19 protein-coding genes are annotated in these 23,052 nt (G+C 47.5%); 15 read left to right on the top strand and 4 right to left on the bottom strand.

Going from position 1 to position 23,052, the window contains the following annotated elements; all coding sequences use genetic code 11:
• The 10 genes from LKE33_10300 to cadA all read left to right on the top strand — a co-directional run bounded on the left by LKE33_10300 (nt 1) and on the right by cadA (nt 10,146).
• A complete protein-coding gene (locus tag LKE33_10300) occupies nt 1-1,377 on the top strand; it encodes a peptidase (GenBank protein MCH3951309.1) in 1,377 nt (458 codons plus the stop codon).
• Between the two features lie 108 nt (nt 1,378-1,485).
• The gene (locus tag LKE33_10295) at nt 1,486-1,821 is read left to right on the top strand and encodes a YlbF family regulator (protein MCH3951308.1); all 336 of its coding nucleotides are present in this window, start codon (nt 1,486-1,488) and stop codon (nt 1,819-1,821) included.
• The gene (gene murB, locus LKE33_10290; GenBank protein MCH3951307.1) at nt 1,821-2,732 is read left to right on the top strand and encodes a UDP-N-acetylmuramate dehydrogenase; all 912 of its coding nucleotides are present in this window, start codon (nt 1,821-1,823) and stop codon (nt 2,730-2,732) included. Before LKE33_10295 ends, murB begins: the two co-directional genes overlap by 1 nt.
• A gap of 25 nt (nt 2,733-2,757) precedes the next feature.
• Entirely contained in the window at nt 2,758-3,687 is a 930-nt protein-coding gene (locus tag LKE33_10285; protein ID MCH3951306.1) for a DMT family transporter, read from the top strand.
• A gap of 24 nt (nt 3,688-3,711) precedes the next feature.
• Complete coding sequence (locus LKE33_10280) at nt 3,712-4,077, top strand: VOC family protein (protein MCH3951305.1); 366 nt, start codon at nt 3,712-3,714, stop codon at nt 4,075-4,077.
• A 194-nt stretch (nt 4,078-4,271) separates the two neighbouring features.
• Nucleotides 4,272-4,628, top strand: coding sequence for a metalloregulator ArsR/SmtB family transcription factor (locus LKE33_10275; GenBank protein ID MCH3951304.1), 357 nt, complete (start codon nt 4,272-4,274; stop codon nt 4,626-4,628).
• A gap of 202 nt (nt 4,629-4,830) precedes the next feature.
• On the top strand, nt 4,831-5,064 hold the full coding sequence (locus LKE33_10270) for a ferrous iron transport protein A (protein ID MCH3951303.1): 234 nt from the start codon (nt 4,831-4,833) through the stop codon (nt 5,062-5,064).
• Nucleotides 5,057-7,123, top strand: a complete 2,067-nt coding sequence (gene feoB / locus LKE33_10265) for a ferrous iron transport protein B (protein ID MCH3951302.1) — start codon at nt 5,057-5,059, stop codon at nt 7,121-7,123. The genes LKE33_10270 and feoB overlap by 8 nt, the downstream gene beginning before the upstream one ends.
• Nucleotides 7,124-7,973: 850 nt before the next feature.
• Nucleotides 7,974-8,195 carry a heavy-metal-associated domain-containing protein gene (locus LKE33_10260; protein MCH3951301.1) on the top strand — a complete coding sequence of 74 codons (222 nt, stop codon included), beginning with the start codon at nt 7,974-7,976 and terminating at the stop codon, nt 8,193-8,195.
• A 55-nt stretch (nt 8,196-8,250) separates the two neighbouring features.
• The gene (gene cadA / locus LKE33_10255) at nt 8,251-10,146 is read left to right on the top strand and encodes a cadmium-translocating P-type ATPase (protein ID MCH3951300.1); all 1,896 of its coding nucleotides are present in this window, start codon (nt 8,251-8,253) and stop codon (nt 10,144-10,146) included.
• 307 nt (nt 10,147-10,453) lie between these two features.
• Here the strand turns inward: cadA and LKE33_10250 are convergent, their stop codons facing one another.
• Nucleotides 10,454-11,851 (bottom strand): MATE family efflux transporter, encoded by a 1,398-nt coding sequence (locus LKE33_10250; GenBank protein ID MCH3951299.1) that lies wholly within the window; start codon nt 11,849-11,851, stop codon nt 10,454-10,456.
• A 260-nt stretch (nt 11,852-12,111) separates the two neighbouring features.
• On the opposite strand from LKE33_10250, the gene LKE33_10245 reads away from it, so the two are divergent.
• From LKE33_10245 to LKE33_10235, 3 genes are all read left to right on the top strand, one after another.
• The gene (locus LKE33_10245) at nt 12,112-12,933 is read left to right on the top strand and encodes an MBL fold metallo-hydrolase (protein ID MCH3951298.1); all 822 of its coding nucleotides are present in this window, start codon (nt 12,112-12,114) and stop codon (nt 12,931-12,933) included.
• Nucleotides 12,934-12,947: 14 nt separating this feature from the next.
• Nucleotides 12,948-14,150 carry a helix-turn-helix domain-containing protein gene (locus tag LKE33_10240; protein ID MCH3951297.1) on the top strand — a complete coding sequence of 401 codons (1,203 nt, stop codon included), beginning with the start codon at nt 12,948-12,950 and terminating at the stop codon, nt 14,148-14,150.
• A 76-nt stretch (nt 14,151-14,226) separates the two neighbouring features.
• On the top strand, nt 14,227-15,558 hold the full coding sequence (locus LKE33_10235) for a GntP family permease (GenBank protein ID MCH3951296.1): 1,332 nt from the start codon (nt 14,227-14,229) through the stop codon (nt 15,556-15,558).
• 127 nt (nt 15,559-15,685) lie between these two features.
• On the opposite strand, the gene LKE33_10230 is transcribed toward LKE33_10235, so the two are convergent.
• Entirely contained in the window at nt 15,686-15,946 is a 261-nt protein-coding gene (locus tag LKE33_10230; protein ID MCH3951295.1) for a TIGR03905 family TSCPD domain-containing protein, read from the bottom strand.
• Nucleotides 15,947-16,742: 796 nt separating this feature from the next.
• On the opposite strand from LKE33_10230, the gene LKE33_10225 reads away from it, so the two are divergent.
• Together LKE33_10225 and LKE33_10220 are read left to right on the top strand one after the other, a co-directional pair.
• Nucleotides 16,743-17,906 carry an isocitrate/isopropylmalate family dehydrogenase gene (locus LKE33_10225; protein ID MCH3951294.1) on the top strand — a complete coding sequence of 388 codons (1,164 nt, stop codon included), beginning with the start codon at nt 16,743-16,745 and terminating at the stop codon, nt 17,904-17,906.
• 82 nt (nt 17,907-17,988) lie between these two features.
• Complete coding sequence (locus LKE33_10220) at nt 17,989-20,286, top strand: hydratase (protein ID MCH3951293.1); 2,298 nt, start codon at nt 17,989-17,991, stop codon at nt 20,284-20,286.
• 742 nt (nt 20,287-21,028) lie between these two features.
• On the opposite strand, the gene LKE33_10215 is transcribed toward LKE33_10220, so the two are convergent.
• Nucleotides 21,029-21,940 (bottom strand): LysR family transcriptional regulator, encoded by a 912-nt coding sequence (locus tag LKE33_10215; protein ID MCH3951292.1) that lies wholly within the window; start codon nt 21,938-21,940, stop codon nt 21,029-21,031.
• Between the two features lie 194 nt (nt 21,941-22,134).
• Nucleotides 22,135-22,974, bottom strand: a complete 840-nt coding sequence (locus tag LKE33_10210; protein MCH3951291.1) for a prolyl oligopeptidase family serine peptidase — start codon at nt 22,972-22,974, stop codon at nt 22,135-22,137.
• Between the last annotated feature and the right edge of the window lie 78 nt (nt 22,975-23,052).

Below are 23,052 nucleotides of genomic sequence, written 5' to 3'. Positions count from 1 at the left end.
ATGAAGCGTAGTTTATTTCATGCGCTGATACTGACGTCCCTGCTTTCTCTGTCTGTAACCAGCGTTTTTGCGGCGAAAGCACAGCAGCCGCTGACCCTCGAAGAAAGAGGGGCTGTCGGGTATTATCAAAACGGCAGTGAAACGGCGGCTGTAAAGGCAGCACATAATCGTCTCTATTTTTTGTATCCTGCGAGCACTGAAGAAAAAGATCCGGATTTGTGGAATGTATATTTCCTCAATCCGCAGCGCGGTTCATCCTATGAAATTGCAGAAATTGGCCCTACAACAAAGGCTGTCAGCTCGGTGACGCTCAAAAAAGGGCAGGGGAATGTTCCTCAGAGTCTGGAACTGAATCGCCGCACTTATTTTGGCTATGTTCCGGAGTCAATGCCTTCTCTGACGGATACTGCTCTGGGAAATGAGCCGGATGAGATGCCGCAGGATGAAGAGGCACTGGTTGGTTTTTACCGCAGTGGCGGAGTCCTTTGCGCGGTGCGCGAAGAAAAGGGCGAGCTGCAGCTGGTATGCCCCTTTCTCATGCAGGATCGGGATATGACACAGAGCAATATTTATGTCATGCCCAAAGTACACTACGATGCCTATGAGCTCAAGGAAAAGGGTCCGAATACCGACTCTACGTCGGAAGTTCGTTTTAATCGGGACCGCAGCGGCTGGGGTATCAGCCTGAACATCGGAAATTACAGTCTCAGCCGAATCTTTACGAGAGGTGAAACCGGTAAACCCAGACGGATTAAACCGGCCTCACCGCTCAAACAACTGCGGGAAACTGCTGCCAAGGAAGAGCCGCCCAATCTTCCCTATGAAAAAACGGCAGACCTTGTGGATATTACGACGGTGGTGCCCGGAGTGCATCTGGACCTGCGGTACACGACAGCCAATAACTTGTTCGGAGAACCGCTTGTAATGAGTAAGAAAGCTTATCTTGACCGTACGGCCGCGGCAGCGCTGGGACGGGTTCAGCAAAAGTTACAGGCCTATGGGTACGGTCTTGTCATTTGGGAAGGCTATCGCTCCTGGACTGACTTTGATGCAGCTTCCAAAGCACTGGGCCCGGCACATGCGGGCATGCTGCCGGCACCGGCAGAAGGGTATTCCCATAACAGCGGCCGCAGCGTGGATGTAAGCCTCTATGACCGGGAATCGGGAGAAAATATCTCTATGATTTCTGATTTTGATGAAATCTCTCCGGCCCAATATGCCGCTTTCCCCGGTGGAACTCAGCTGAATCGCTGGCGCCGTGATCTTTTGAGGAGTCTTATGACGGCAGAAGGTTTCACTGCATCGAGCGATGAGTGGTGGCATTTTGATTATGATAAGGCTCACAGCTATAAAGTACTTAATGATGTCATGCCCTGAAACTGAAATCGGAGGCTTTTTCAGCGGCGCGCAGCCCTGACAGATACTGCATTTTCTCTATAAAATATGTTAAAATAATTGGGTATAAACGCTAAGGAGGAATTTTTGATGAACGTATATGATGAAATGACTAAATTATGTGAAGGTATCCGTGATACCCATGAATTTAAAATGGTACATGAAGCCAAGGAAAAACTGCAGAAGGATAAGGATGCAGAATCTATGGTAAAGGAATATATCAATCTGCAGACAGACATCCAGATGGCTCAGTACCAGGGCAAGAAACCGGAACCTGAAAAAGTAGAGAAGGTCAATAAGCTGATGGATGTGCTGAAACTCAATCCGGTCGCTATGGATTATCTCCAGAACTTCATGCATTTTCAGATGATGATTGCCGAACTGACCAAGACTTATCAGGATACGATTAAGGAAGCTATCGAATAATGAATCTTGCGCCTCTCTTAACTTATGCATATGTACATTGTGACGGCCGCTATGAGGAACATACTCCCATGGCGAATTACACGTCCTTTCATATCGGCGGGCCGGCTGACCTTCTCATCATGCCCGAAAACTTCAAGGAAATCCAGGATTTGCTGACGCTCGGCAGGGAGATGAAGGTGCCCGTAACCATCATCGGCAACGGGTCGAATCTGCTCGTCCGTGACGGCGGTATCCGCGGGGTTGTTATTAAACTGGGCAATGCCCTGACGCAAATGCAGGCTGACGGTGAACATATCACGGCGGACTGCGGTGTTTCCCTGGCTGCGCTTTCTAACTTCGCTGCTCGTGAAGGCCTTACGGGAGTGGAATTTGCAGTCGGAATTCCCGGGAGTGTCGGCGGGGCTGTATTGATGAATGCCGGTGCTTATGACGGAGATATGTCGAAGGTTGTCGAAAGTGCTTCTGTATTACTTCCTGACGGCAGGATTGCGGAAGTTAAGAAAGACGAATTTGATTTTAGTTATCGGCACAGCAGCATTCAGGATCATCCGGGCGTCATTCTTCGTGTCGTCTTTTGTTTGAAACGGGGCGACAAAGCAGGCATCCAGTCCAAAATGGATGATTTCATGAACCGTCGCCGTACCAAGCAGCCTCTTGAGCTTCCCAGTGCGGGAAGCATGTTCAAACGGCCGCCCGGCTATTATGCAGCCGCTCTTATTGATGAAGCAGGGCTGCGCGGCTATAGGGTCGGCGATGCACAAGTATCAGAAAAACATACGGGCTTTGTCGTGAACCGCGGTCACGCGACCGCAAAAGATGTCCTTCAATTGATCAAGGACGTGCAGGACAAGGTCTATGCCTTTAAAGGGGTCCGGCTTGAACCGGAAGTCCGCATTATCGGCGAAGCGTGAAAAATAAAGGAAGACAGATGGGCAAATGAATAAGGGATATCTTTTTATTTTACTGACGGCGTTCCTGTTTGGGACGATGGAAACGGCACTTAAGCTTTCTGCGGGTATGTTTCATCCCGTGCAGATTACGGTACTTCGCTTTTTTGTAGGCGGATTGTTTCTGATTCCCTTTGCGAGGCGTTCCCTTGCGCAGAAGCATGCTGAGATAACGAGGGATGATTGTAAGTTATTTGTGAAATCGGGTCTCGTTTTCGTCGTTGTCAGTATGATTTTTTATCAGCTGGCTATCGTCTATGGGACGGCTTCTGTCAGCGGCGTGCTTTTCAGCTGCAACCCGATTTTTGTCGCGGTGTTTGATCATTTGCTCTGGAAGCAACCGATTGACGGCTTCACCAAAGTTTCTCTGGTCTTTAGTGTGGCCGGTATCCTTTCAATCGTAAATCCCCTAAACATGGTTCACGATACGGTCAGTATTATATTTATCCTGCTTTCTGCCATGACTTTTGGCCTTTATTCAGTGATGGGCAAGGAAAAAGGAAAGCGTCTGGGCGGGATTACCGTAACCTGCGGCAGTTTCCTTTTCGGGAGTATCGAGTTCTTTATTCTGATTCTCTTTACAAAGATTCCTGCAGTTGAAGCTTTTCTCCTGAATCAGGGTCTTTCTGTATTTACGAATATTCCTATTTTACAGGGCCTCAACATGCATACGCTGCCGAATTTCCTGTATATTGCCTTTATGGTGACCGGCGTCGGCTTTGCCTGCTATTCATTGTCCATCGAATATACGAACCCGATTACGGCGTCGCTGGCCTTTTTCATCAAACCTGTGCTGACGACGTTCTTTGCCAGCCTGTTCCTGGATGAACCGCTTACCTGGAACATGGTACTCGGTATCATTCTGGTGCTTACAGGTTCCTGTATCTCTCTATACCCCAAATTCAAGAATGCTAAGTAACTTAGTATGAAAGAGGTGTTTTAGATGAAATTTAAGATGATTCATAACAATCTCAATGTGCTGGATCTTAAGAAAAGCCTGAAGTTTTATAAAGAGGCTCTGGGTCTTGATGAAATCAGACGCATTGAAGCCCCTGATTTTACCATCGTCTATCTGGGTGACCATGCATCAGCCCATGAACTGGAACTGACATGGCTCAAGGATCGGAAGGATCCGTATGATCTGGGGGATAACGAATTCCACCTGGCTTTTGAAACGGATGACTTTGAGGCGGCTCATAAGAAACACCAGGAAATGGGCTGCATCTGCTTTGAAAATCCTGCCATGGGAATTTACTTTATCAACGACCCTGACGGGTACTGGCTGGAAATTCTTCCACCAAAAAAATAATGAGTAGAGAAAGGGGCTGCCGCACAACTGCGTCAGTCCCTTTCTTTAAATCCGCAGGTCGCTCCACGCAGTCAGAAGGAGGTGCCACGAAGTGGCGAAGGATAGTGTCCTTTCTTTCACGCGAAGCACCACAGCTTTCTATCCCCTGGTCACATATGTTATAATTAAACTTACAAACAAGTGAGGTGAAATCCATGGAATTGCCGCATCAACACGGTGAAAAACTGAACGCAATCCTGCGTGATATGCCGGAGACGAATGATTTTTCCGCAGTGGCAGAACTCTTCAGCAGTGTTTCCGATACTTCACGGCTGAAGCTTTTTTGGCTGTTATGTCATTACGAGGAATGTGTCATTAATTTATCAGCTATCATGAATATGAGCAGTCCTGCGATTTCCCACCATTTAAAGGTTCTTAAGAAACAGGGCCTGATTGTCAGCAGGCGTGTCGGTAAGGAAATGTACTACAGGGCGGCTGATACGGAAGCCGTACGGCTGCTGCATCATATGATTGAAATGCTGATTGATATTGCCTGTCCGAAAGAAAAGTAAGACGACTGCAGGCTGCAGCCGTCTTTTTCTGTGACATGCAGGACAGGCGTATTTAGCTGTTTTTCTATGGGTGTACTTTTTGAAAAACTAGCGTATAATAAAATAGGATTAAATAATTGTTTAATTGTTACTTTTCTCCGGGAAAGCAGGGAAGGAAGTTTTGTCTTCCCGGGACTATCATAAGTATGGGGGTACTTGGCATATGCTGTTAAAGGACTTAAAGAAGGGTGAGTCCGGTGTAGTTGTCAAACTGAATCTTCCGTTTGAGACGGAACGACGCCTGTTGGCGCTTGGTATGACGCCGGGGACGGAAATCAGTGTGGTCAATCGTAAGGGAAAAGGTGTGATGATTATTATTCTGAGGGGAACCCGGTTTGCCCTCGGTTACAATATGACCCGCAACATCGAAGTAGAGAAGGGAGCCGCTAATGCCTGAAAAAGAAGCAAATCAAAATTTGACAATTGGATTTATCGGTAACCCTAACTGCGGGAAAACAACACTTTTTAACGCCTATACGGGAGCTAACCTCAAGGTTGCTAACTGGCCCGGCGTAACCGTTGAAAAGGTGGAAGGTGCAATTCGTCACCATAATATGAATATTCGTCTGGTGGACCTGCCGGGCACATACAGCCTCACATCCTACACGATGGAAGAAATCGTATCCCGTCAGTTTATCCTGAGCGATGAAGTAGACGTCGTAATCAACGTAGTGGATGCTTCAGCCCTGGAACGCAGTCTTTATCTGACGCTGCAGCTCCTGGAACTTGGGAAGCCTGTCGTCATGGCCCTTAACATGATGGATATCGTAGAAAAACGCGGCCTTGAAATCGACCTGCACCGCCTGCCGGAAATGCTGGGAATTCCTGTCATTCCCGTATCAGCGCGGAAGGGGAGGGGCCTCGAAGTGCTGCTGCACGCAGCTGCCCACCATAAGGATTCTACTTCTACAGACCCTCTGATTCATGACCATCCCGAATCTTCCAGCCATCAGTTGAATCATAAGGAATACGCCATGGTCTATTCCGATGATATTGAAGACCGCATCGATCAGATTTCTGCTTATTTGCATGAACATTATCTGGATATCAGCAATGTCCGCTGGACGTCCATTAAATTGCTGGAACAGGATAAAGAAGTCATGGAAAAATATCCGGTCGAACTGCCGGAAGTTCTGGATAAGAGCTATGAAGTGGAAATTATTCGGGAAAAATATGACTTTATCGAAGAAATTATTCGTGAAGTCGTCCTGCATAAGGAAAAGCGCGATGAATTTACGGACCGCATGGATAAGATTTTCACAAACAATATCTGGGGCATTCCTGTATTTCTGGCTGTCATGGCCTTTATCTTCTTCCTGACCTTTACCGTCGGTGACTGGCTGAGCGGATTCCTCGAAGCCGGTATCGAAATGCTTTCGAATTATCTGGAAGAAATTATGACAGCAGCCGACGTCAGCAAGCCACTCCAGTCTCTGGTATTGGATGGGGCTCTCGGCGGGGTCGGAACAATCGTGACGTTCCTGCCCAACATCCTGATTTTGTTCCTCAGTCTGGGCTTTTTGGAAGACAGCGGGTACATGGCACGTGTTGCTTACGTCATGGAAAACGTCATGGGTGCAGTCGGCCTTTCCGGACGCGCGTTTATTCCTATGCTCGTAGGTTTTGGCTGCACCGTGCCGGCGATTATGGCTTCCCGCGGACTGGAAAACAAAAGGGACCGCTACAAAGTCATGCTGGTTACTCCTTTCATGAGCTGCAACGCCCGACTGACGATTTATATCCTCTTCTCGGAAATTTTCTTCAAGAAATATGCTATGGTTGCAGCCTATTCAATGTACATCATCGGCGTGCTTGTAGCTATCGGGGTTTCCCTGCTGCTTCACTGGATGGACATTATTCGGAAGAAGGATAAAGAAGATTTTCTGCTCATCGAACTTCCGGAATACAAAATGCCTGATCTGCGTACGGTGGCCATTTATGTATCTGATAAGATCAAAGGTTATCTCGCAAAGGCCGGTACAATTATTTTCCTGGGTACCATCATTATCTGGTTCATCCTCAACTTTGGGCCCACCGGCTATACGGAAGACCCGACGCAGAGCTTTGGTGCCTATCTTGGACATTGGATGGTTCCGATGTTCCGGCCGATTGGACTGGGCTTCTGGCAAATTACCCTGGCACTTCTCGCCGGTATTTCGGCAAAGGAAGTTGTTGTTTCCAGCTGTGCTGTCCTGTTTGGTATTTCGAATCCTACGACGGCAGGCGGCATGGTCAACTTTGAACAAGCGCTCGAAGGCATTGGCTTTACTTCCATCAATGCTTTCTGTCTGATGGTATTCTGCCTGCTGTACATTCCCTGTACGGCAGCCCTCGCTACCATTAAGAAAGAATCCGGAAGCTGGAAGTGGACTTTTGAAGAAGCTGCCTTTCAGCTGATTGTTGCCTGGATTGTCACCTTTATCTGCTACCACATCTTATTGTCCCTCTGGGGATAAAATACGTAACAAAAGGGGCTGTGAAATAATGCGTGCACATTATTTCACAGCCCTTTTTCACGCTTTCCGCCGCCCGCAGCCCGCATTCCGCCTGTGGACGAAAAATGACAAGGCATTTTTCTTTGAACTTATAAAAAATAAAACCTGAAATTTAGGTTATCTGCTAAATTTCAGGTTTTACATCATATTTATTTGAATTAAAACCTTCACCACACTGCTGTAGCGAGGCTAAATACCATAAGCCAAAAGCGCCTTTATTTTCTACTAGCTGCTCGCTGCATTCTATCTCAAGAATCCGCCAAAGTAGCTGCCAGCACTACAGTGCTAACCACTCTCCACTAGCCACTATCCACTTTACTGGGCTATATGCCATATGCCAAAAAGCTAAAAGCGCTTTTTATTTTTTCACAGCGCCTTTTTACGCAGGTCGCTGGCCGCGGTTCGCCACTGAAGAAAGCAAACTGTTGGGCACTTTGCAGGGGTTAAAAACTAACTGATTCCTGCAATCTATCTGAGAAATCCGCCAAGTTGCTTTTCGCACTAGCGTACTAACCACTACGCACTAACCACTCACTAAATAGCAGACGGGGCTAAATGCCATATGCCAAAAGCACCTTTTATTTTTCACGGTCTCTTTTTTAGCAACGCAGGCCCGCCGCCAAGGGCGGCCACAGCGCCACAGCTTTCTTTCTGTGCGAAGCACCACAGCATTTTTTTGTCACTTCCTGTACACTTTTTCTCGATGTGTCCATCTTTTATTTTCTTTCTTGACATCACCTGTAAAAAAGGGTATAACATAATCAAACGATTAAACAATCTTTTAATTGAAAAGCTTATAGGAGGAAACGTAATGAAAACAAAGCGTTATAAGATAGATGTAGATTGTGCTGTTTGTGCTGATAAGATGGAACAAGCCGCTAAGCATACGCCCGGCGTTGATGAAGCGGTCGTTAACTTCATGCTGCTCAACATGAAAGTGAAGTTTTCCGACGGTGCAGATACACAAGAAGTAATGAACAAAGTGCTGGAAAATTGCCATAAAGTCGATGAAGATTGCAAAATTTACTTTTAATTGAAGTCAATTCAATTAAAATAATATTGAATTGATAAACGAGAGGCGATTGGCTATGAATGAAGAACAAAAGAAAATGGCAGTTCGCATAGCGGTCACGGCAGTCATTACCATTGCTGCCAGCGTAGTACCGGATTCAGTGTATGGCGGCAGCCGTTTGCTTCATCTGATTCCGTATCTCATTGCTTATATTATCATCGCTCATGACGTATTCTATGAGGCACTCCATAACATCATGCGCGGGCAGGTATTTGACGAAAAGTTTCTGATGGCATTTGCCAGTCTCGGGGCTTTTGGACTTGGCGTGATGAAAGATGCAGAATATACCGAAGCTATCGCCGTCGTACTATTCTACCAGGTCGGTGAGCTGTTTGAAGATTATGCAGTAGATAAAAGCCGCCGCAATATCAGCGAACTGATGGATATTCGTCCAGATTACGCGAATATCGAGCGCGGCGGTAAAATCGTTAAAGTCAATCCTGATGATGTAGCTGTCGGCACTACGATTATCGTCCAGCCCGGTGAAAAGATTCCTATCGACGGCGTTGTTCTTGATGGGAACTCTTCCCTCAATACAGTAGCCCTTACAGGTGAAAGCCTTCCCCGGGACGTTGCTGCCGGCAGTGAAGTTATCAGCGGATGCATTAATATGACGGGCGTCCTCAAAATCAAGACGACGAAGGAATTCGGAGAGTCGACGGTCACAAAGATTCTGGAACTGGTAGAAGATGCCAGCTCCCGCAAATCCGAATCGGAGCATTTCATTTCCAAGTTTGCCCGTTATTACACACCTATCGTCTGCTTCAGTGCACTGGCCCTTGCCGTAATTCCACCGCTTGTACGGATGGGCATTATGGGCCTGGCACCGGAATGGTCCAATTGGTTCTACCGGGCTTTGATTTTCCTTGTCATCAGCTGTCCATGTGCGCTGGTGCTCTGTGTGCCGCTGACTTTCTTTGCCGGAATCGGCGGTGCCGGGCGGCAGGGTATTTTGATTAAAGGTTCAAACTTTATGGAAACGCTGGCGAATGCCCGTTATGTGATTATGGATAAGACGGGAACCCTGACAAAGGGTGTCTTTGAAGTCACCGGTGTGCACCACAGCAAAATCAGCAATGAAAAACTGCTGGAATATGCGGCCCTGGCAGAAAGTGCTTCTTCCCATCCCATCAGTAAGAGCTTGCAGAAGGCGCACGGCAGGGAACTGGACCGCAGCCGCGTGACAGATGTTCAGGAAAAGAGCGGGCGCGGCGTGATTGCCAAGGTTGATGGTCATACCGTGGCTGCCGGCAATGATAAGCTCATGAGTGAGCTGGGAATCGCCTGCATTCCGTGCCACCAGGTGGGTACGCTGGTTCACATGGCTATCGATGGAGAATACGCCGGGCATATCCTGATTTCTGACGTGGTCAAGGATACTTCCAGGGAAGCTGTCAAGGAAATGCAGGATAATGGCATTGACTGTGTGATGTTGACAGGCGACGGACGTAAAACGGCAGAAGATACAGCAAAACGCCTTGGCATCACCAAAGTATTCAGTGAACTGCTGCCGGAAGATAAGGTCGCAAAAGTAGAAGAAGTTATTAAGTTCAGACGAGGCAAAGAAAAAGTCCTCTTTGTCGGTGACGGTATCAATGATGCTCCTGTCCTTTCTGTAGCGGATGTCGGTGTTGCTATGGGGGCCATGGGTTCCGATGCGGCAATCGAAGCAGCGGATGTTGTTTTGATGGACGATGATCCTTTGAAGATTGATAAAGCAATTCGCATTTCTAAAAAATGCATGACCATCGTAAAAGAAAATATCGTCTTTGCAATCGGCATTAAAGTAATCTGTCTGGTGCTTGGTGCCCTGGGACTTGCCAATATCTGGCTGGCTATTTTTGCGGATACAGGTGTGTTGATCCTGGCCGTACTGAATGCCATGCGCGCCCTGTTTGTGGCGAACGTGTGAGATAAAGAATATAAAAAAGACTGTGGAGAATGAATCTTCATTTCTTCACAGTCTTTTTTTTACGCTGGTCGCCGGTCGCTTGTGGTAACAAAATTGATCCGGCAATTTGTCATTAACTTATAAAAACTTTTTACATCTGGATAATATATTAAGAGTGGTTTTTGTTTTGTTCCATATTAATCGCCAGGGCGTCACTTGCTGCCGCAGGCGAATCTAAATGTCAAAAGCTAAAAGCGCATTTATTGCCCACAAGCTATCTGCAGCTAACTGCGAACTGCAATCTGCTAGCTGCCTTCACTTACCACTGTTAGCCCTGCTTATTAGCAGATGCTGTTTTTGCCTCCATCAACGCTCTCTTCTTCATCACCGTTTTTTCTGTTCTCCTATAGAGGTAAACCCAATAAACAGCGAGCGCAATCACAATGATAGTCCACGAAATCGGATAGGAAAGGTAGACAAGATGGATACCATCGTCCGGCAGGGACAAACGGCCAATCCATACGAGACGGAACACGCAGGTACCGAGTAAATTGATAATCATAGGCACCGTACTGATCCCGAAGCCGCGGATGCAGCCAACCAGTACGTCAGCAATGCCGAAAATTACCTGAAGTGTTGCGATGCGGTACAGGCGGTCGGCACCGATACCGATGACGTGGATATCATTGTTAAAGATTTCAATCATATCCGGTGCCCAGAAAATTACGGCAGCACTCTCTAACAGGCCCAGACTGATAACGAGGGCCTCGCAGGTAAGGAAAATTTTTTTGATCCGTTCCCATTTCCCGGCACCCAGGTTTTGGCTGATAAAAGTCATGCCGGCCTGATGGAATGCATTGAGCCCGATGTAGAGAAAGTTTTCCACGTTCATAGCGGCGCTGTTGGCGGCAACGATGACACTGCCGAAAGTATTGATGGCGCCCTGGATAACAACGTTGGACAAACTGAACATGCAGGCCTGCAGTCCGGCAGGAATCCCAATCCGGCACAGTTCATAGAGTGTCCTCCGGTCCAGACAAAAATAGCGCGGATGCAGCTTCCAGGGACCCTTCTCATGGGAGAGGCAGCGTACGGTGAGAAAAGCACTGACAACCTGGCTGATGACGGTAGCCCAGCCGACACCGGCTACGTCCATATTAAGCTGAATGACAAAGAATAAATTCAGAATCACATTGGTAATACCGCTGATTACAAGGAATATGAGCGGCCGTCTCGTATCGCCGATGGCACGGAGTGCGGCCGTACCGTAGTTATAGATCATCAGAAAAGGCGTACTTACAAAATAGATGCGGAGATAAAGTATGGCTTTGCCGATGACATCACCCGGTGTCTGCATCAGCTCCAGTACCCACGGTGTGACGAGAATACCTATAAGACCGAATAGGATACCGCCGAAGATGCCTATAGTCATAGCTGTGTGAAGGGTAAGAAAAATTTCCCGGTCCTTATTTCCGGCACCTACATAGTTAGCTACGAGGACATTGACTGCAATCGAAAATCCGATGAGCAGATTGATAAATAAGTAAATCGTCGGAGCCGTACTGCCAACCGCAGCCAGACTCGTATAGCCGGCAAACTGGCCGACCACGATGATATCAGCAGCGTTGAACATCATCTGCAGGATATTTGTCGCCATCAGAGGAAGCGAAAATAGAAGAATCTTCCCCAAAAGAGGACCTTTTGTCATGTCCATTCCTGAAGTCAAGGTCATATCCCCCCTTGCTGTGTTCTTACGAGCATTCTAACATGGAGTCTGAAAGAATGCTAGGGGAGCAGGGAACATTACACGCGTCTGCAATTCATTTGAACCACAAATGATTGTCCCGAAATATAGCTGAAATCACAATAACAACATAATATATTTGGTACCTGTAACAATGCAATCTTACTTATTTTTGCTATAATAAAATTGTAAATTATCTGAAAATAATCCAGATAAATTTTGTAGGAAAAGGGGGTGAGAATATGAGACTCATGACAGTTATGGAGGACTGCGGCTCCGAGTATCTGGCGCTTTATCATGAACATGGACTTTCTTTCTTTGTGGACTGCGGCGTCCACACCTATCTCTTTGACTTTGGTCCTAATGGGGATACGGTGAAAAATTCCAGACTTCTTAATCTTCCTATCCGGAAAGTCGATGTGATGATTGGCAGCCACGGCCATTATGACCACGCCGGCGGTTATCCCGACTTTGTCAAAGCCGGCTGCAGGCAGCCGCTGATTACGGGTGACGGATATTTCAAGGAAAAGTATGCCCTCGACGGAATCAGAGCTACCTATCTGGGGGATGGATTTGATGAATCATTCCTCAAAAAGTATGGTATTGAGCACCGCGTCTGCAAAGATGTGCTGCAGCTCAGTGAGACAGAATATGTCGTCGGCGGTTTTAAGCGGAAGTATGATTTTGAAACAATCCCCGAACGCTTCGTCATCCGGGATAACGGCAAACTTGTCAGGGATGATTTCAGCGATGAGATCTGCTTCGTACACAAGATGAAAGATGGACTCTTCGTGCTTGTAGGCTGCAGCCATCCGGGAATCCTGAACATCCTTTCCACCGTAGAGGCACATTTCAAGCTGCCCATCATCGGCGTTGTGGGAGGTACGCACCTGATGGAAGCTTCGGAAGAAAGAATTCGCAAAACCATCGAAGTTGTGAAAGGGTTTGGCCTGCGGTTCATCGGTTTCAATCACTGCTCCGGCGGGTTGTTCAAGAAAATCATCGAGCAGGATGGAACTATCAAGGCAGTTCACCTGGGAACCGGTGACGGACTGTTTCTGTAAGGAGGGCGATGCCGATGGGGTACATAGATTTACCTGAATTTGCCAAACTCGCCCAGGAGTTCGTAGAGGCGACTTCTCCGCTTGTAAGCGGGCGGACCATCAACATCATGAACCTTGACGGTATTATCATTGCATCTACAGAAAAAGAACGTATCGGAACGTATCACCATGGGGCAAGAATGGCAGCGCTTACGGGCGTGCCGGTGCTTATTACCAAAGAAAATAAAGCCCAGTACCCCGGCGCCAAGGAAGGTTATAATCTTCCCATCTGCGAAAACGGCAAAATTATTGGTGTTATCGGAATGTATGGAGCTGAGAGAGAGACCGCAGATGCAGCCAATCTGCTGCGGGTGTATGTAACACAATTTTTGCAGCAGCATACAAAATACAGGGAAGAAGCTTTTGAAAACGAACTGAGAAATCAGCTGCTCAATTTGTATTTATTGGGAAAAGGAGAACATAAGGATGAAATCAGTCAGCTCTCCAGTATGATTTCCCTGCATCTTGAGTTTCCGCTGGTGCTCTTTGCCGTGACATTTTCCAAACGTGATGAGGCGGCAAGACAGCTGCATAAGACAGCGGAAGAAATCGGACGCATCGTGTCAAAGGCGTCTTCCGTTACCAGTGGAGATCTTTACGGGATTCGTGACAACAGCGTTATGATTCTCCACAGTGCAGGAAAAGGGTGGCAGAAAAAAGAGGCGGAAGATACATTCCCTGCAGATGAAGATGATGGACTTCCGGATACACTTTTTACAGAGTTGCAGTCCTTCGTCAAAGAGCATGAAGGCGTACGCCTTTGCATCAGTCATCTCTGCGATTCCCTGGATGAGCTGAATGAAGCCTATCGTGAGGTACTGGTGTTACAAAGGGGTAAAAACCGGGTTGCCTGGGCAGAAACCCCACAGAATCACTTCAATTATTTTTTGTACCGCTTGGAATCTCATGGCGGGAAGCCTTTTGCAGACCGCAAAATGAAGCAGCTCAGGCAGAAAATGGACAAAGGGCAGCTTAAGATTCTTTTTGATACGGCCCGTTGTTATTATGAGCAGGATGGCTCCGTACAGAAGGCAGCAGCCATTCTCAATATCCATAAGAATACACTCCAGTATCGGATGAAACGTCTCTACGAAAGTCTTCACATGGAAAAGTATCCGTCTTTTGAACGGGAGTTTTTTATCAGGATGCTGCTGGCGTTCTATGGAGACGATGTCTGACCGGAAAATCTGAAGCTATGCTTTTTCCTTGTTATGCGTCGTTCTTTTAGGAAGGAAATTAGAAAGGGAGGCAATTATGTTTTATTTCATAGTTATTCTTATTGCGGTCATTTTGATGATCGTAGCTATTCAAAAATATGACATGCATCCGTTCATTGTCATGACCGTCATTTCTATACTGGTCGGTCTTGCCTGCGGAATTCCGCCGGAAAAAGTAATCGCTACTGTCAAAACCGGTTTTGGCGGCATCATGGGCAATATCGGTATCGTCATCCTCTGCGGTACGATTATCGGTACCATTCTTGAAAAAACAGGGGCTGCCCTGACAATGGCTAATACGATTCTGAACCTGGTCGGTGAAAAGCGCAGTGTCCTGACCATGGCCATTACGGGTTACGTAACGGGTATTCCGGTGTTCTGTGATTCCGGCTTTGTTATCCTGAGCCCGATTTCCCGTGCTCTGGCATTCCGGTCCAAGACGTCCCTCGCTGTGATGGCAACGGCACTGTCCGGCGGCCTGTACGCAACGCACTGCCTCGTACCGCCGACCCCCGGCCCGATTGCCATGGCCGGTACCCTGAACGCTGACCTGGGCCTTACCATTCTCGTCGGTCTTATCATCTCCATTCCGGCAACGCTTGCAGCGTACATTTATGCCATGAAAGTTTCTTCCAAGATTGATATCCCGGCAAACCCTGAATATACGGTGGAAGAACTGGTAGAAAAATATGGTCATTTGCCCGGCGCGCTTCACAGCTTTGCACCAATCCTGCTTCCTATCATTCTCATTACGTTGAAATCTATCGGTGACTTCCCGTCCGCACCTTTCGGTAAAGGCGCTTTCAAGGCGTTCTTCTCCTTCATCGGTAACCCGGTCGTTGCCCTGATTATCGGTGTGTTTATTGCCATGACGCTCATTCCGAAGAGCGAAAAGAAGTCCACGCTGAAATGGATTACCGAAGGCGTGTCTAACTCCGCAGCCATCCTTGCAATTACTGGTGCCGGCGGTTCCTTCGGTGCCATCATTCAAAAACTCCCGATTGCCGAAGCATTGAGTAATTCCCTGCTCGGTCTTGGCGTTGGTGTTTTCCTGCCGTTCCTGATTGCAGCCCTCTTAAAGTGCGCAATGGGTGCTTCCACGGTTGCCATGATTACGACTTCCGCCATGATTGCACCTATGTTGGGATCACTGGGCCTGACTTCTCCTCTGGGCCGTGTACTGACTATTATGGCTATCGGTGCCGGTTCTATGACGGTATCCCATGCTAACGACTCTTACTTCTGGGTAGTATCTCAGTTCTCTGATATGAATACGTCTCAGGCTTATAAGTGCCAGACCGGTATGACTGGTGTCATGGGTATCGTGACAATCATCGTCGTCTACATCATTACTCAGGTTGCTCTGTAATGGCGTAAGGTTTCACTTAAAATAAAAATGGTCATCATTTCTCGCTCAGGAGAGATGATGACCATTTTTGTTTCGGATAATTGAAACTTGTAATTAGATAGTCTCGGCTTCTTGCCAAAGGCAATTTTCAGTGCTTTTCCGCAGCTTTCTTTTTATAAGCCTCCAGGGCTCTTGCCAGCTGATCCGGACAGGAAGTAGGGCCTCCGCTGCAGGAGATGCCTCTTAATTTCTGGATGACCAGGTCTACGGGCATGCCTTCGACGAGAATGCCGATTCCCTGCAGATTGCCATTGCAGCCATTATCAAAACTTACATTCTTTACCTTTCCGTCCTTGACGTCAAAATGGATTGCCGTGGAGCAAGTGCCTTCAGTTTTATATGAGTACATCGTAAATCTCCTTTACTTCAGAAATCAAAATTTAACAGCACCTATTATAGCGCATTTTATAAGAAGAAAGCAAAAGTATTCCGTCCATAGAAATCAAAAATAGAAGCAGCCGTCCTCTTGTTTTCCTAATTAAGCCAAACCGTAAGGTTTGGAATTCCTCTGGGACATCCTTTCAAGCCGCGTGTAATTTGGCCAAACCATCAGGTTTGGAATTCCTCTGCCACCTCCGTCCTTAAGGAAGGAGGGCGGACCACGAAGTGGTGGAGGAAGGTAAGAAGAGGGAAACCGCAGTCAGCACTGACGGTAGGAAGCACTGACGATAGCGGTGGAGAATCGCTTCTTTTTCGTCCTTTAGGAAGGAAGGGTGGACCGCTTACGGTGGGTGTTCAGTATGACAACAGGAATAGGTCCGATAGCACACTTGTAAAATTCAAACTAACCCCCAATAACGGCAGCCGCCCTCTTGTTTTTTGCTAAAAAAATAAGAGGGGGAACCGCTTGCGGTGGGTGTTCAGTATGACAACAGGAATTGGTCCGATAGCACACCTATCAAGAATCCGCCAAGAAAAATACCCGCACGGGTGTACTAGCCACTAGCCACTAATCAATTTTAATATTAGTTCTCTTACTCTATGACTTACACAATAAATTATAGAAATTCTCTAATAATCCGTATGGGAGCATAAGTATTGGTAAAAGCCGCCCCGTTCTCATACAATAAAACCGTAAGATTTATACGGAATAGTTTGAAAATAACGAGTACTGGATAATCAATTTTGAGTAAGGAGAGGATCACATGGATCAGGAAAAAATGATTCAGGAAGCAGAAAAGAAATTCGGACAGTTGATTCGTGAAGATTTAAAGCGTATTGACGCCATCAAAAAATTGCCGCCGCGTAAAGATTTTACGAAGCTGAGCCACATCAAAATCGGCATCATGCCCGGTGACGGTACCGGCCCGACCTTGATGAAACAAGCTCTGCGGGTAGCAAAGAGCTTGCTTGCTGATGAAATCAAATCCGGTAAGGTTGAATTTGTCCTGATTCCAGGCATGACCATTGAAGAACGCGCTGCGTGCGGACAGAGCCTTCCTGATTCCGTCCTGGAAGCCTGCAAGAAATGCGATGTATTGGTTAAGGGCCCGTTTGTTACTCCGCGTGCCGGTGACAAATGGCCAAACATGCTGAGTGCTAACAGCCTGCTGCGTCGGAATCTGCAGCTTTATGCCGCCGTACGTCCGATTCGCATTCCCGAAAAGAACATTGACTGGACGTTCTTCCGTGAAAACATCGAAGGCGAGTACATCTGGGGCAATAAAGGTATTCAGGTAAACGATGATCTTGCTGTTGACTTCAAGGTACTGAGCCGTCCCGGTGCGGAAAGACTCTTCCGTGCAGCTTTTGAATTTGCCAAGGCAAATGGCAAGCATAATATCACCGTGGCTACTAAGGCGAACATCGTAAAGCTTGTTGACGGCAACTTCCTGAAAGCTGCGCACGAAATGGAAAAACAGTATCCCGGCATCACGGTTCGCGAGGAATTGATCGATTCCATGGCTGCCAAGATGATGGACCCGAAGTTCAACGAAGGCATGGAAGTCTTTGTGCTGCCGAATCTTTACGGTGATATCCTGACCGATATTGCCGCTGAATACCAGGGAGGTCTGGGTACGGCAAGTTCTTCCAATATTGGTGACCAATATGCTCTGTTCGAAGCTATTCATGGCGTCGGCAATTACCTCGTACAGCATCACCTTGAAGGATACGCTGATCCGTGCAGCCTGATTCGTGCCATGGGTGAAATGATGGCTCATATCGGTTATGGAGATAAACGTGAAAAACTAAGCAAGGCGCTGGATATCTGCACGCGTACGGAAAAGAAGGTTGTTATTTCCCAGGAAACGAAGACGACGAACGAGCAGTTCACGGATTATCTGCTTGAAACTCTGGAAAAGTGCTGATTTTTAAACGGAAATAGAGTATGGGCTTACCAATCCGGATTTAGGTTGGTGGTCGTTAAACAGAGAGGAAAGGGAGACTAAAATGATTCAGTTATTTGAACACGGTGCTTATCTGCTGAATGGTCAGGAAATCATCCCCGAAGAAGACGTGGCTAAGGCAGAAGCAAAGGCCGGCAGAAAAATTTCTAAGGAAGAAGCAAAAAAAGGGACCATTGCTTACCGCATCCTGAAGAATCACAATCAAAATGATTCCATGGACCAGCTGAAAATTAAATTTGATGCTCTGACAAGTCATGATATTACCTACGTCGGTATCATTCAAACCGCCCGTGCATCCGGCATGAAAAAATTTCCGCTGCCGTATGTACTGACCTGCTGCCACAACTCTCTCTGCGCTGTCGGCGGTACCATCAACGAAGATGACCACATGTTTGGTCTGACGGCTGCCAAGAAATACGGCGGTATCTTTGTTCCGCCTCATATGGCCGTCATCCACCAGTATATGCGTGAAATGTACGCCGGCTGCGGCCGCATGATCCTGGGTTCTGATTCCCATACCCGTTACGGTGCCCTGGGTACGATGGCTGTAGGCGAAGGCGGCGGTGAACTGGATAAGCAGATTCTTGGCGATACCTGGGACAACCCGTATCCCGGCGTCGTAGCCGTATATCTGACCGGTAAACCGCAGCCTTGGGTAGGACCGCATGACATTGCCCTGGCTATCTGTCGTGCCGTTTACAAGAACGGCTATGTGAAGAACAAAGTCATGGAATTTGTCGGCCCGGGCGTTGCTTCCATGACGACGGACTACCGCAATGCCGTGGATGTCATGACGACTGAAACAACCTGCCTGTCCTCCATCTGGAGAACGGATGAAGATACGCACGCATTCCTGAAGGAACATGGCCGTGAGGATGCTTACAAGAAGCTGGATCCGGAAGCCGTTGCTTACTATGATGGTTGTGTCTATATTGACCTTTCTACCATCAAACCGATGATTGCTATGCCGTTCCATCCTTCTAACGCCTATGAAATTGATGAATTCAAAGCCAATATGATGGATATCCTGCGTGAAACGGAAAAGGCCGCTGCCAAAGTCAGCCAGGGCCGTGCTCCTTACACGCTGCTCGATAAAGTCAAGGATGGTAAGTTCCAGGTTCAGCAAGGCGTCATCGGCGGCTGTGCCGGCGGTAACTATGTGAACGTAGTGGAAGCTGCTAACCTGCTGCGCGGCAAGACCATCGGTGCCGGTGAATTTACACTGAACGTTTATCCTTCTTCCATGCCTGTCTATATGGATCTTGCCAAGAAAGGCTTCCTGACCGATCTGATGGCAGCCGGCGCTGTCATTAAGACAGCATTCTGCGGACCTTGCTTCGGCGCCGGTGATACGCCGAACCACAACGGCTTCTCCATTCGTCATACGACCCGCAATTTCCCGAACCGCGAAGGCAGCAAGCCGGGTAAGGGCCAGATGGCCGCTGTAGCCCTGATGGATGCCAGAAGTATTGCGGCAACCGCCGCTAATAACGGTATTCTGACTTCCGCTGAAGAATTTGCAGATGTATTCGGCAATGTACCGGCATATCATTTCGATGAGAAACCGTATGAATCCCGTGTTTACAACGGTTTTGGCAAGGCTGAACCTGATGAAAAACTCTTCTTTGGCCCGAACATCAAAGACTGGCCGGAACTGCCGAAGCTGGGCGAAAATATCCTGCTCAAGGTTTGCTCCAAGATTGAAGACCCTGTAACTACGACGGATGAACTGATTCCTTCCGGTGAAACCTCTTCTTTCCGTTCCAATCCGCTGGGCCTTGCTGAATTTACCCTGAGCCGCCGCGATCCGGAATACGTTGGCCGCACCAAGGCTGTGAAGGAAGTGGAAATCGCCCGTGAAAAGGGTGAAAATCTGCTCGCTTCCAACCAGGAACTGGCTGATGCCTTCAAGACCATTCATACACTGCCCGGTCAGGAAAAGGCTGACCTTACAAATACCGAAATTGGTTCTACCATTTATGCCAATAAACCGGGTGACGGCAGTGCTCGTGAACAGGCTGCCAGCTGCCAGCGCGTGATTGGCGCCCTGGCCAACATTGTTCGTGATTACGCTACGAAGCGGTATCGTTCCAACGTCATCAACTGGGGCATGCTTCCTTTCCATCTGAAAGATGAAAAAATCCCCTTCGAAGTCGGTGACCTCATCTACGTACCCGCTATCCGTGAAGCCTTAAACGGTGATATGCAGGCCATTCGTGCTTACGTCATCCGTAAGAATGAAGCCGTTCCGATGGAACTCTACATCAAACCCCTGAACGGTGAAGAAAAAGAAATCATCAAGGCCGGCTGCTTGATTAACTTCAATCGCGCCCGCCGTTAATTGAACATCCATTCCCTAAGGCTGAAGGGTTCGTCGCTCTTCACAAAAATACCCTCCTTGCTGGATCAATCAGCAAGGAGGGTATTTTTTATTAAGCCAAACCGTAAGGTTTGGAATTCCTCTGGGTGGAGGATAGCTTCTTTTTCGTCCTTTAGGAAGGAGGGCGGACTACGAAGTGGGGGAGGAAGGTAAGAGAAGGAGAACCGCAGTCAGGACCGATGGCCATCGGCCCTGCCGGAAAGCGATGGGTGATGACCCTTAATATTCTTTTAATTTCTGTATCGGTCAGTAGAAACAAAACTGTAGCAAAACTTCACTAAATATCATCTGTTGTTTTAATTTCATTCAGGCAATGCGAAGCATTGGCTACGTTGCACCTTCTTTCACGCCGCTGTGCGGCGTCGAAAGGAGGAGAATCGCTTGCGATGGAGTATAGAATGTTTTAACCCCAAAAAATAAGATAAACGGCCCTATTAGAAACGTATATCTCAATCTTGCACCTCTTTTTTCATTTTTCACAGAAGATTTGCTGCAAGACAGTCGAAGATACGCGGAATGCGGGCGTGGGGCCCAGAAGATGTACACAAATAGTACCTCGATGGGTCACACGCCCGCATGACAAAGTAGATGTGACTGGATTCTGCAAATCGCTCTGTGAAATTCCTTATAAAAAGCTCTGCCTCTCGATGCGTGCGAGGCCAGCCGAGCACCAGAGAGAGGCAGGTGCCTTTATAATTTGCCTTTACTTCCCAAAATGCACCTTCATCATATCAATAAACGCTCTCTCCGCCTTATTCAGATAACTTCCTTCCTTATACATGGCACAGATCGGGAAGGTTACCGGCGTTTCCGAATAGTTGTAAAAGTAATCTTTGTAGTGGTCTCCCAGAATGATTTTCGTTCGCTCTGCAACAAAAGTATATCCGAGTCCGCAGGAAGCGAGCAGCACAGCGTCATAACTGTTTTCGACCTCCAGGAGCAATGTAGGCCTGATTTTTGCCGAGTTAAAGATTGCTTCGGCAAGGCGATGGATGGAATGCCCTTTTTTCAGCCCGATATAAGGCATTGTAGAGATTTTTTTCAAATCTATAATACGGCGTTCCTTATCAGTAAATTGATCGTCCTTAAACGCATCTTTAGCCGCAACCAGGTAAACGGGCTCATTGAAAATAATCTCTTGTTTGATTTGGAAGGGAATGTCTTTCTGGGGCCAGGGAGCAATCATAAAAGAAATTTTCCCCGTATTCAAAAGCTCCATCAGTTCCTCGGCGCTGCCTTCCTGAAGGAGAAATTCAGCATTGGGAAATGCATTGCGGAATTGATTGATAATAGGCGGAATCATATAGCCGGAACGCCCTGAAGGGATACCTAAGTTGATTTGTCCGTAAGATCCTTCTTTCAGGTCGCTGATTCGGTTTTTGAGCTCTGTTTTTTCCCTGAGAATGGTCCGTGCCGTCCGGACGTAGAGCCGACCCGCTTCGGTCAGGGAGATAGGCTGATGGGAACGGTCAAACAACCTGACGCCGACTTCCTTTTCTATTTGGTTCAGTGCGTAGCTCAGGGAAGGCTGGGAAATGTAAAGCTTTTTAGATGCAGCTGTAATGCTTTGGCAGTCAGCTACGGTTACGACATATTGCAATTCGCGGAAGTCCATGGCAATCTCCTTTCAACCGATATATTTTTTACTATTTTATCACGGATAAGTAAAAGTAATCAGGATAACCTGGCATTTCCATTCAAGTAATGCAAGAGATAAAAGCGGTCATCACCTCAGTGCAATTTTGAGACAATGACCGCATCTGCTTGTGCAAATCGGCACAGGACAATTGCTGCTCAAACCAGTTTTGTCTACTGCATTTTACAAATCTTCTCTACAAACTCCCCGATAACCTGTATCAGCTTTAGACGGGCCGTATTCATAGAATGATTGGAATCAATCATGACCCGTTCATGACAAGCGGAAGAAGAGCGCTTTTGCAGCGCTTCCCAAAGGGGATCGACCATCTTATCGGGAGGGGCTACCGTATCTTTGAGCCCGCCGATAAGGAGCAAATTCCGCTGCTGAAGCTGTTTGGCAAGGCCTGGGAAGGACCAATTCTCACAATGCGTGACGCTGTCCTCATAGAGTGCTTCGAGGCTCTCAAGGTGCAAGACACCGCTGCATTCTTTGAACATTTCCATGAGTCCATCCGGTTTCAGAAGTTCCAGACCGGTTTTGTGATCAAAAGGAGAATAGACCATCGTGCCCCGAATGAAGGGGAGGGAAGGTGTTATATTAAGTACCGTATTGCCGCCGTTGGAATGGCCCAGAAGGAAGATGCGCTCCGTATCAATGCCATACTGTGCGGCTACCGTATCGTGTGCCCAATGGGCGGCTGCTTTAGCATCTTCCATGCAGTGCGAAAAGGAATACGTACCGCTGCTGCCCCAGGCTCCTCGGTGATAGAGCCGGATTACAACGCATCCCATGCGCCGCAGACTCTGACAAATATCGTCATTGCAGTTTGTGCCCGGAATGCCGTGGCAGACGATTACACAGGGGTGGGGTGCCTCGTAGATGCCGGAAGGCAGATAAATTTCCCCAACCACTTTATCGCCATTCACATCAAGAATTAAATCAAGATCGTCCGGCAGCGGTGCAGCGCCGTAATCCGGTTCTTTAAGTACATAATCCGCATTAACTTTCATGAGCAGCCTCCAGAGTATTTATTGTATCGACTGAATTAATTGTAGCCCATTTGCTCCCGCAGATAAAGCTTATATTAC

This window comes from Acidaminococcus sp., from assembly GCA_022482815.1.
Classification (GTDB): domain Bacteria; phylum Bacillota; class Negativicutes; order Acidaminococcales; family Acidaminococcaceae; genus Acidaminococcus.
The sequence above is the reverse complement of the archived record's forward strand: the minus strand, read 5'-3'. Positions and strand labels throughout refer to the sequence as shown.

What these genes read in the sequence shown, in the direction of transcription:
- LKE33_10235 (MCH3951296.1), top strand. Translation starts at nt 14,227, where the DNA reads ATGTTTTATTTCATAGTTATTCTTATTGCGGTCATTTTGATGATCGTA.
- LKE33_10215 (MCH3951292.1), bottom strand. Translation starts at nt 21,940, where the DNA reads ATGGACTTCCGCGAATTGCAATATGTCGTAACCGTAGCTGACTGCCAA.
- LKE33_10240 (MCH3951297.1), top strand. Translation starts at nt 12,948, where the DNA reads ATGGGGTACATAGATTTACCTGAATTTGCCAAACTCGCCCAGGAGTTC.
- LKE33_10220 (MCH3951293.1), top strand. Translation starts at nt 17,989, where the DNA reads ATGATTCAGTTATTTGAACACGGTGCTTATCTGCTGAATGGTCAGGAA.
- LKE33_10270 (MCH3951303.1), top strand. Translation starts at nt 4,831, where the DNA reads ATGCTGTTAAAGGACTTAAAGAAGGGTGAGTCCGGTGTAGTTGTCAAA.
- LKE33_10300 (MCH3951309.1), top strand. Translation starts at nt 1, where the DNA reads ATGAAGCGTAGTTTATTTCATGCGCTGATACTGACGTCCCTGCTTTCT.
- LKE33_10260 (MCH3951301.1), top strand. Translation starts at nt 7,974, where the DNA reads ATGAAAACAAAGCGTTATAAGATAGATGTAGATTGTGCTGTTTGTGCT.
- LKE33_10210 (MCH3951291.1), bottom strand. Translation starts at nt 22,974, where the DNA reads ATGAAAGTTAATGCGGATTATGTACTTAAAGAACCGGATTACGGCGCT.
- feoB (MCH3951302.1), top strand. Translation starts at nt 5,057, where the DNA reads ATGCCTGAAAAAGAAGCAAATCAAAATTTGACAATTGGATTTATCGGT.
- LKE33_10280 (MCH3951305.1), top strand. Translation starts at nt 3,712, where the DNA reads ATGAAATTTAAGATGATTCATAACAATCTCAATGTGCTGGATCTTAAG.
- cadA (MCH3951300.1), top strand. Translation starts at nt 8,251, where the DNA reads ATGAATGAAGAACAAAAGAAAATGGCAGTTCGCATAGCGGTCACGGCA.
- LKE33_10230 (MCH3951295.1), bottom strand. Translation starts at nt 15,946, where the DNA reads ATGTACTCATATAAAACTGAAGGCACTTGCTCCACGGCAATCCATTTT.
- LKE33_10295 (MCH3951308.1), top strand. Translation starts at nt 1,486, where the DNA reads ATGAACGTATATGATGAAATGACTAAATTATGTGAAGGTATCCGTGAT.
- LKE33_10285 (MCH3951306.1), top strand. Translation starts at nt 2,758, where the DNA reads ATGAATAAGGGATATCTTTTTATTTTACTGACGGCGTTCCTGTTTGGG.
- LKE33_10275 (MCH3951304.1), top strand. Translation starts at nt 4,272, where the DNA reads ATGGAATTGCCGCATCAACACGGTGAAAAACTGAACGCAATCCTGCGT.
- murB (MCH3951307.1), top strand. Translation starts at nt 1,821, where the DNA reads ATGAATCTTGCGCCTCTCTTAACTTATGCATATGTACATTGTGACGGC.
- LKE33_10225 (MCH3951294.1), top strand. Translation starts at nt 16,743, where the DNA reads ATGGATCAGGAAAAAATGATTCAGGAAGCAGAAAAGAAATTCGGACAG.
- LKE33_10245 (MCH3951298.1), top strand. Translation starts at nt 12,112, where the DNA reads ATGAGACTCATGACAGTTATGGAGGACTGCGGCTCCGAGTATCTGGCG.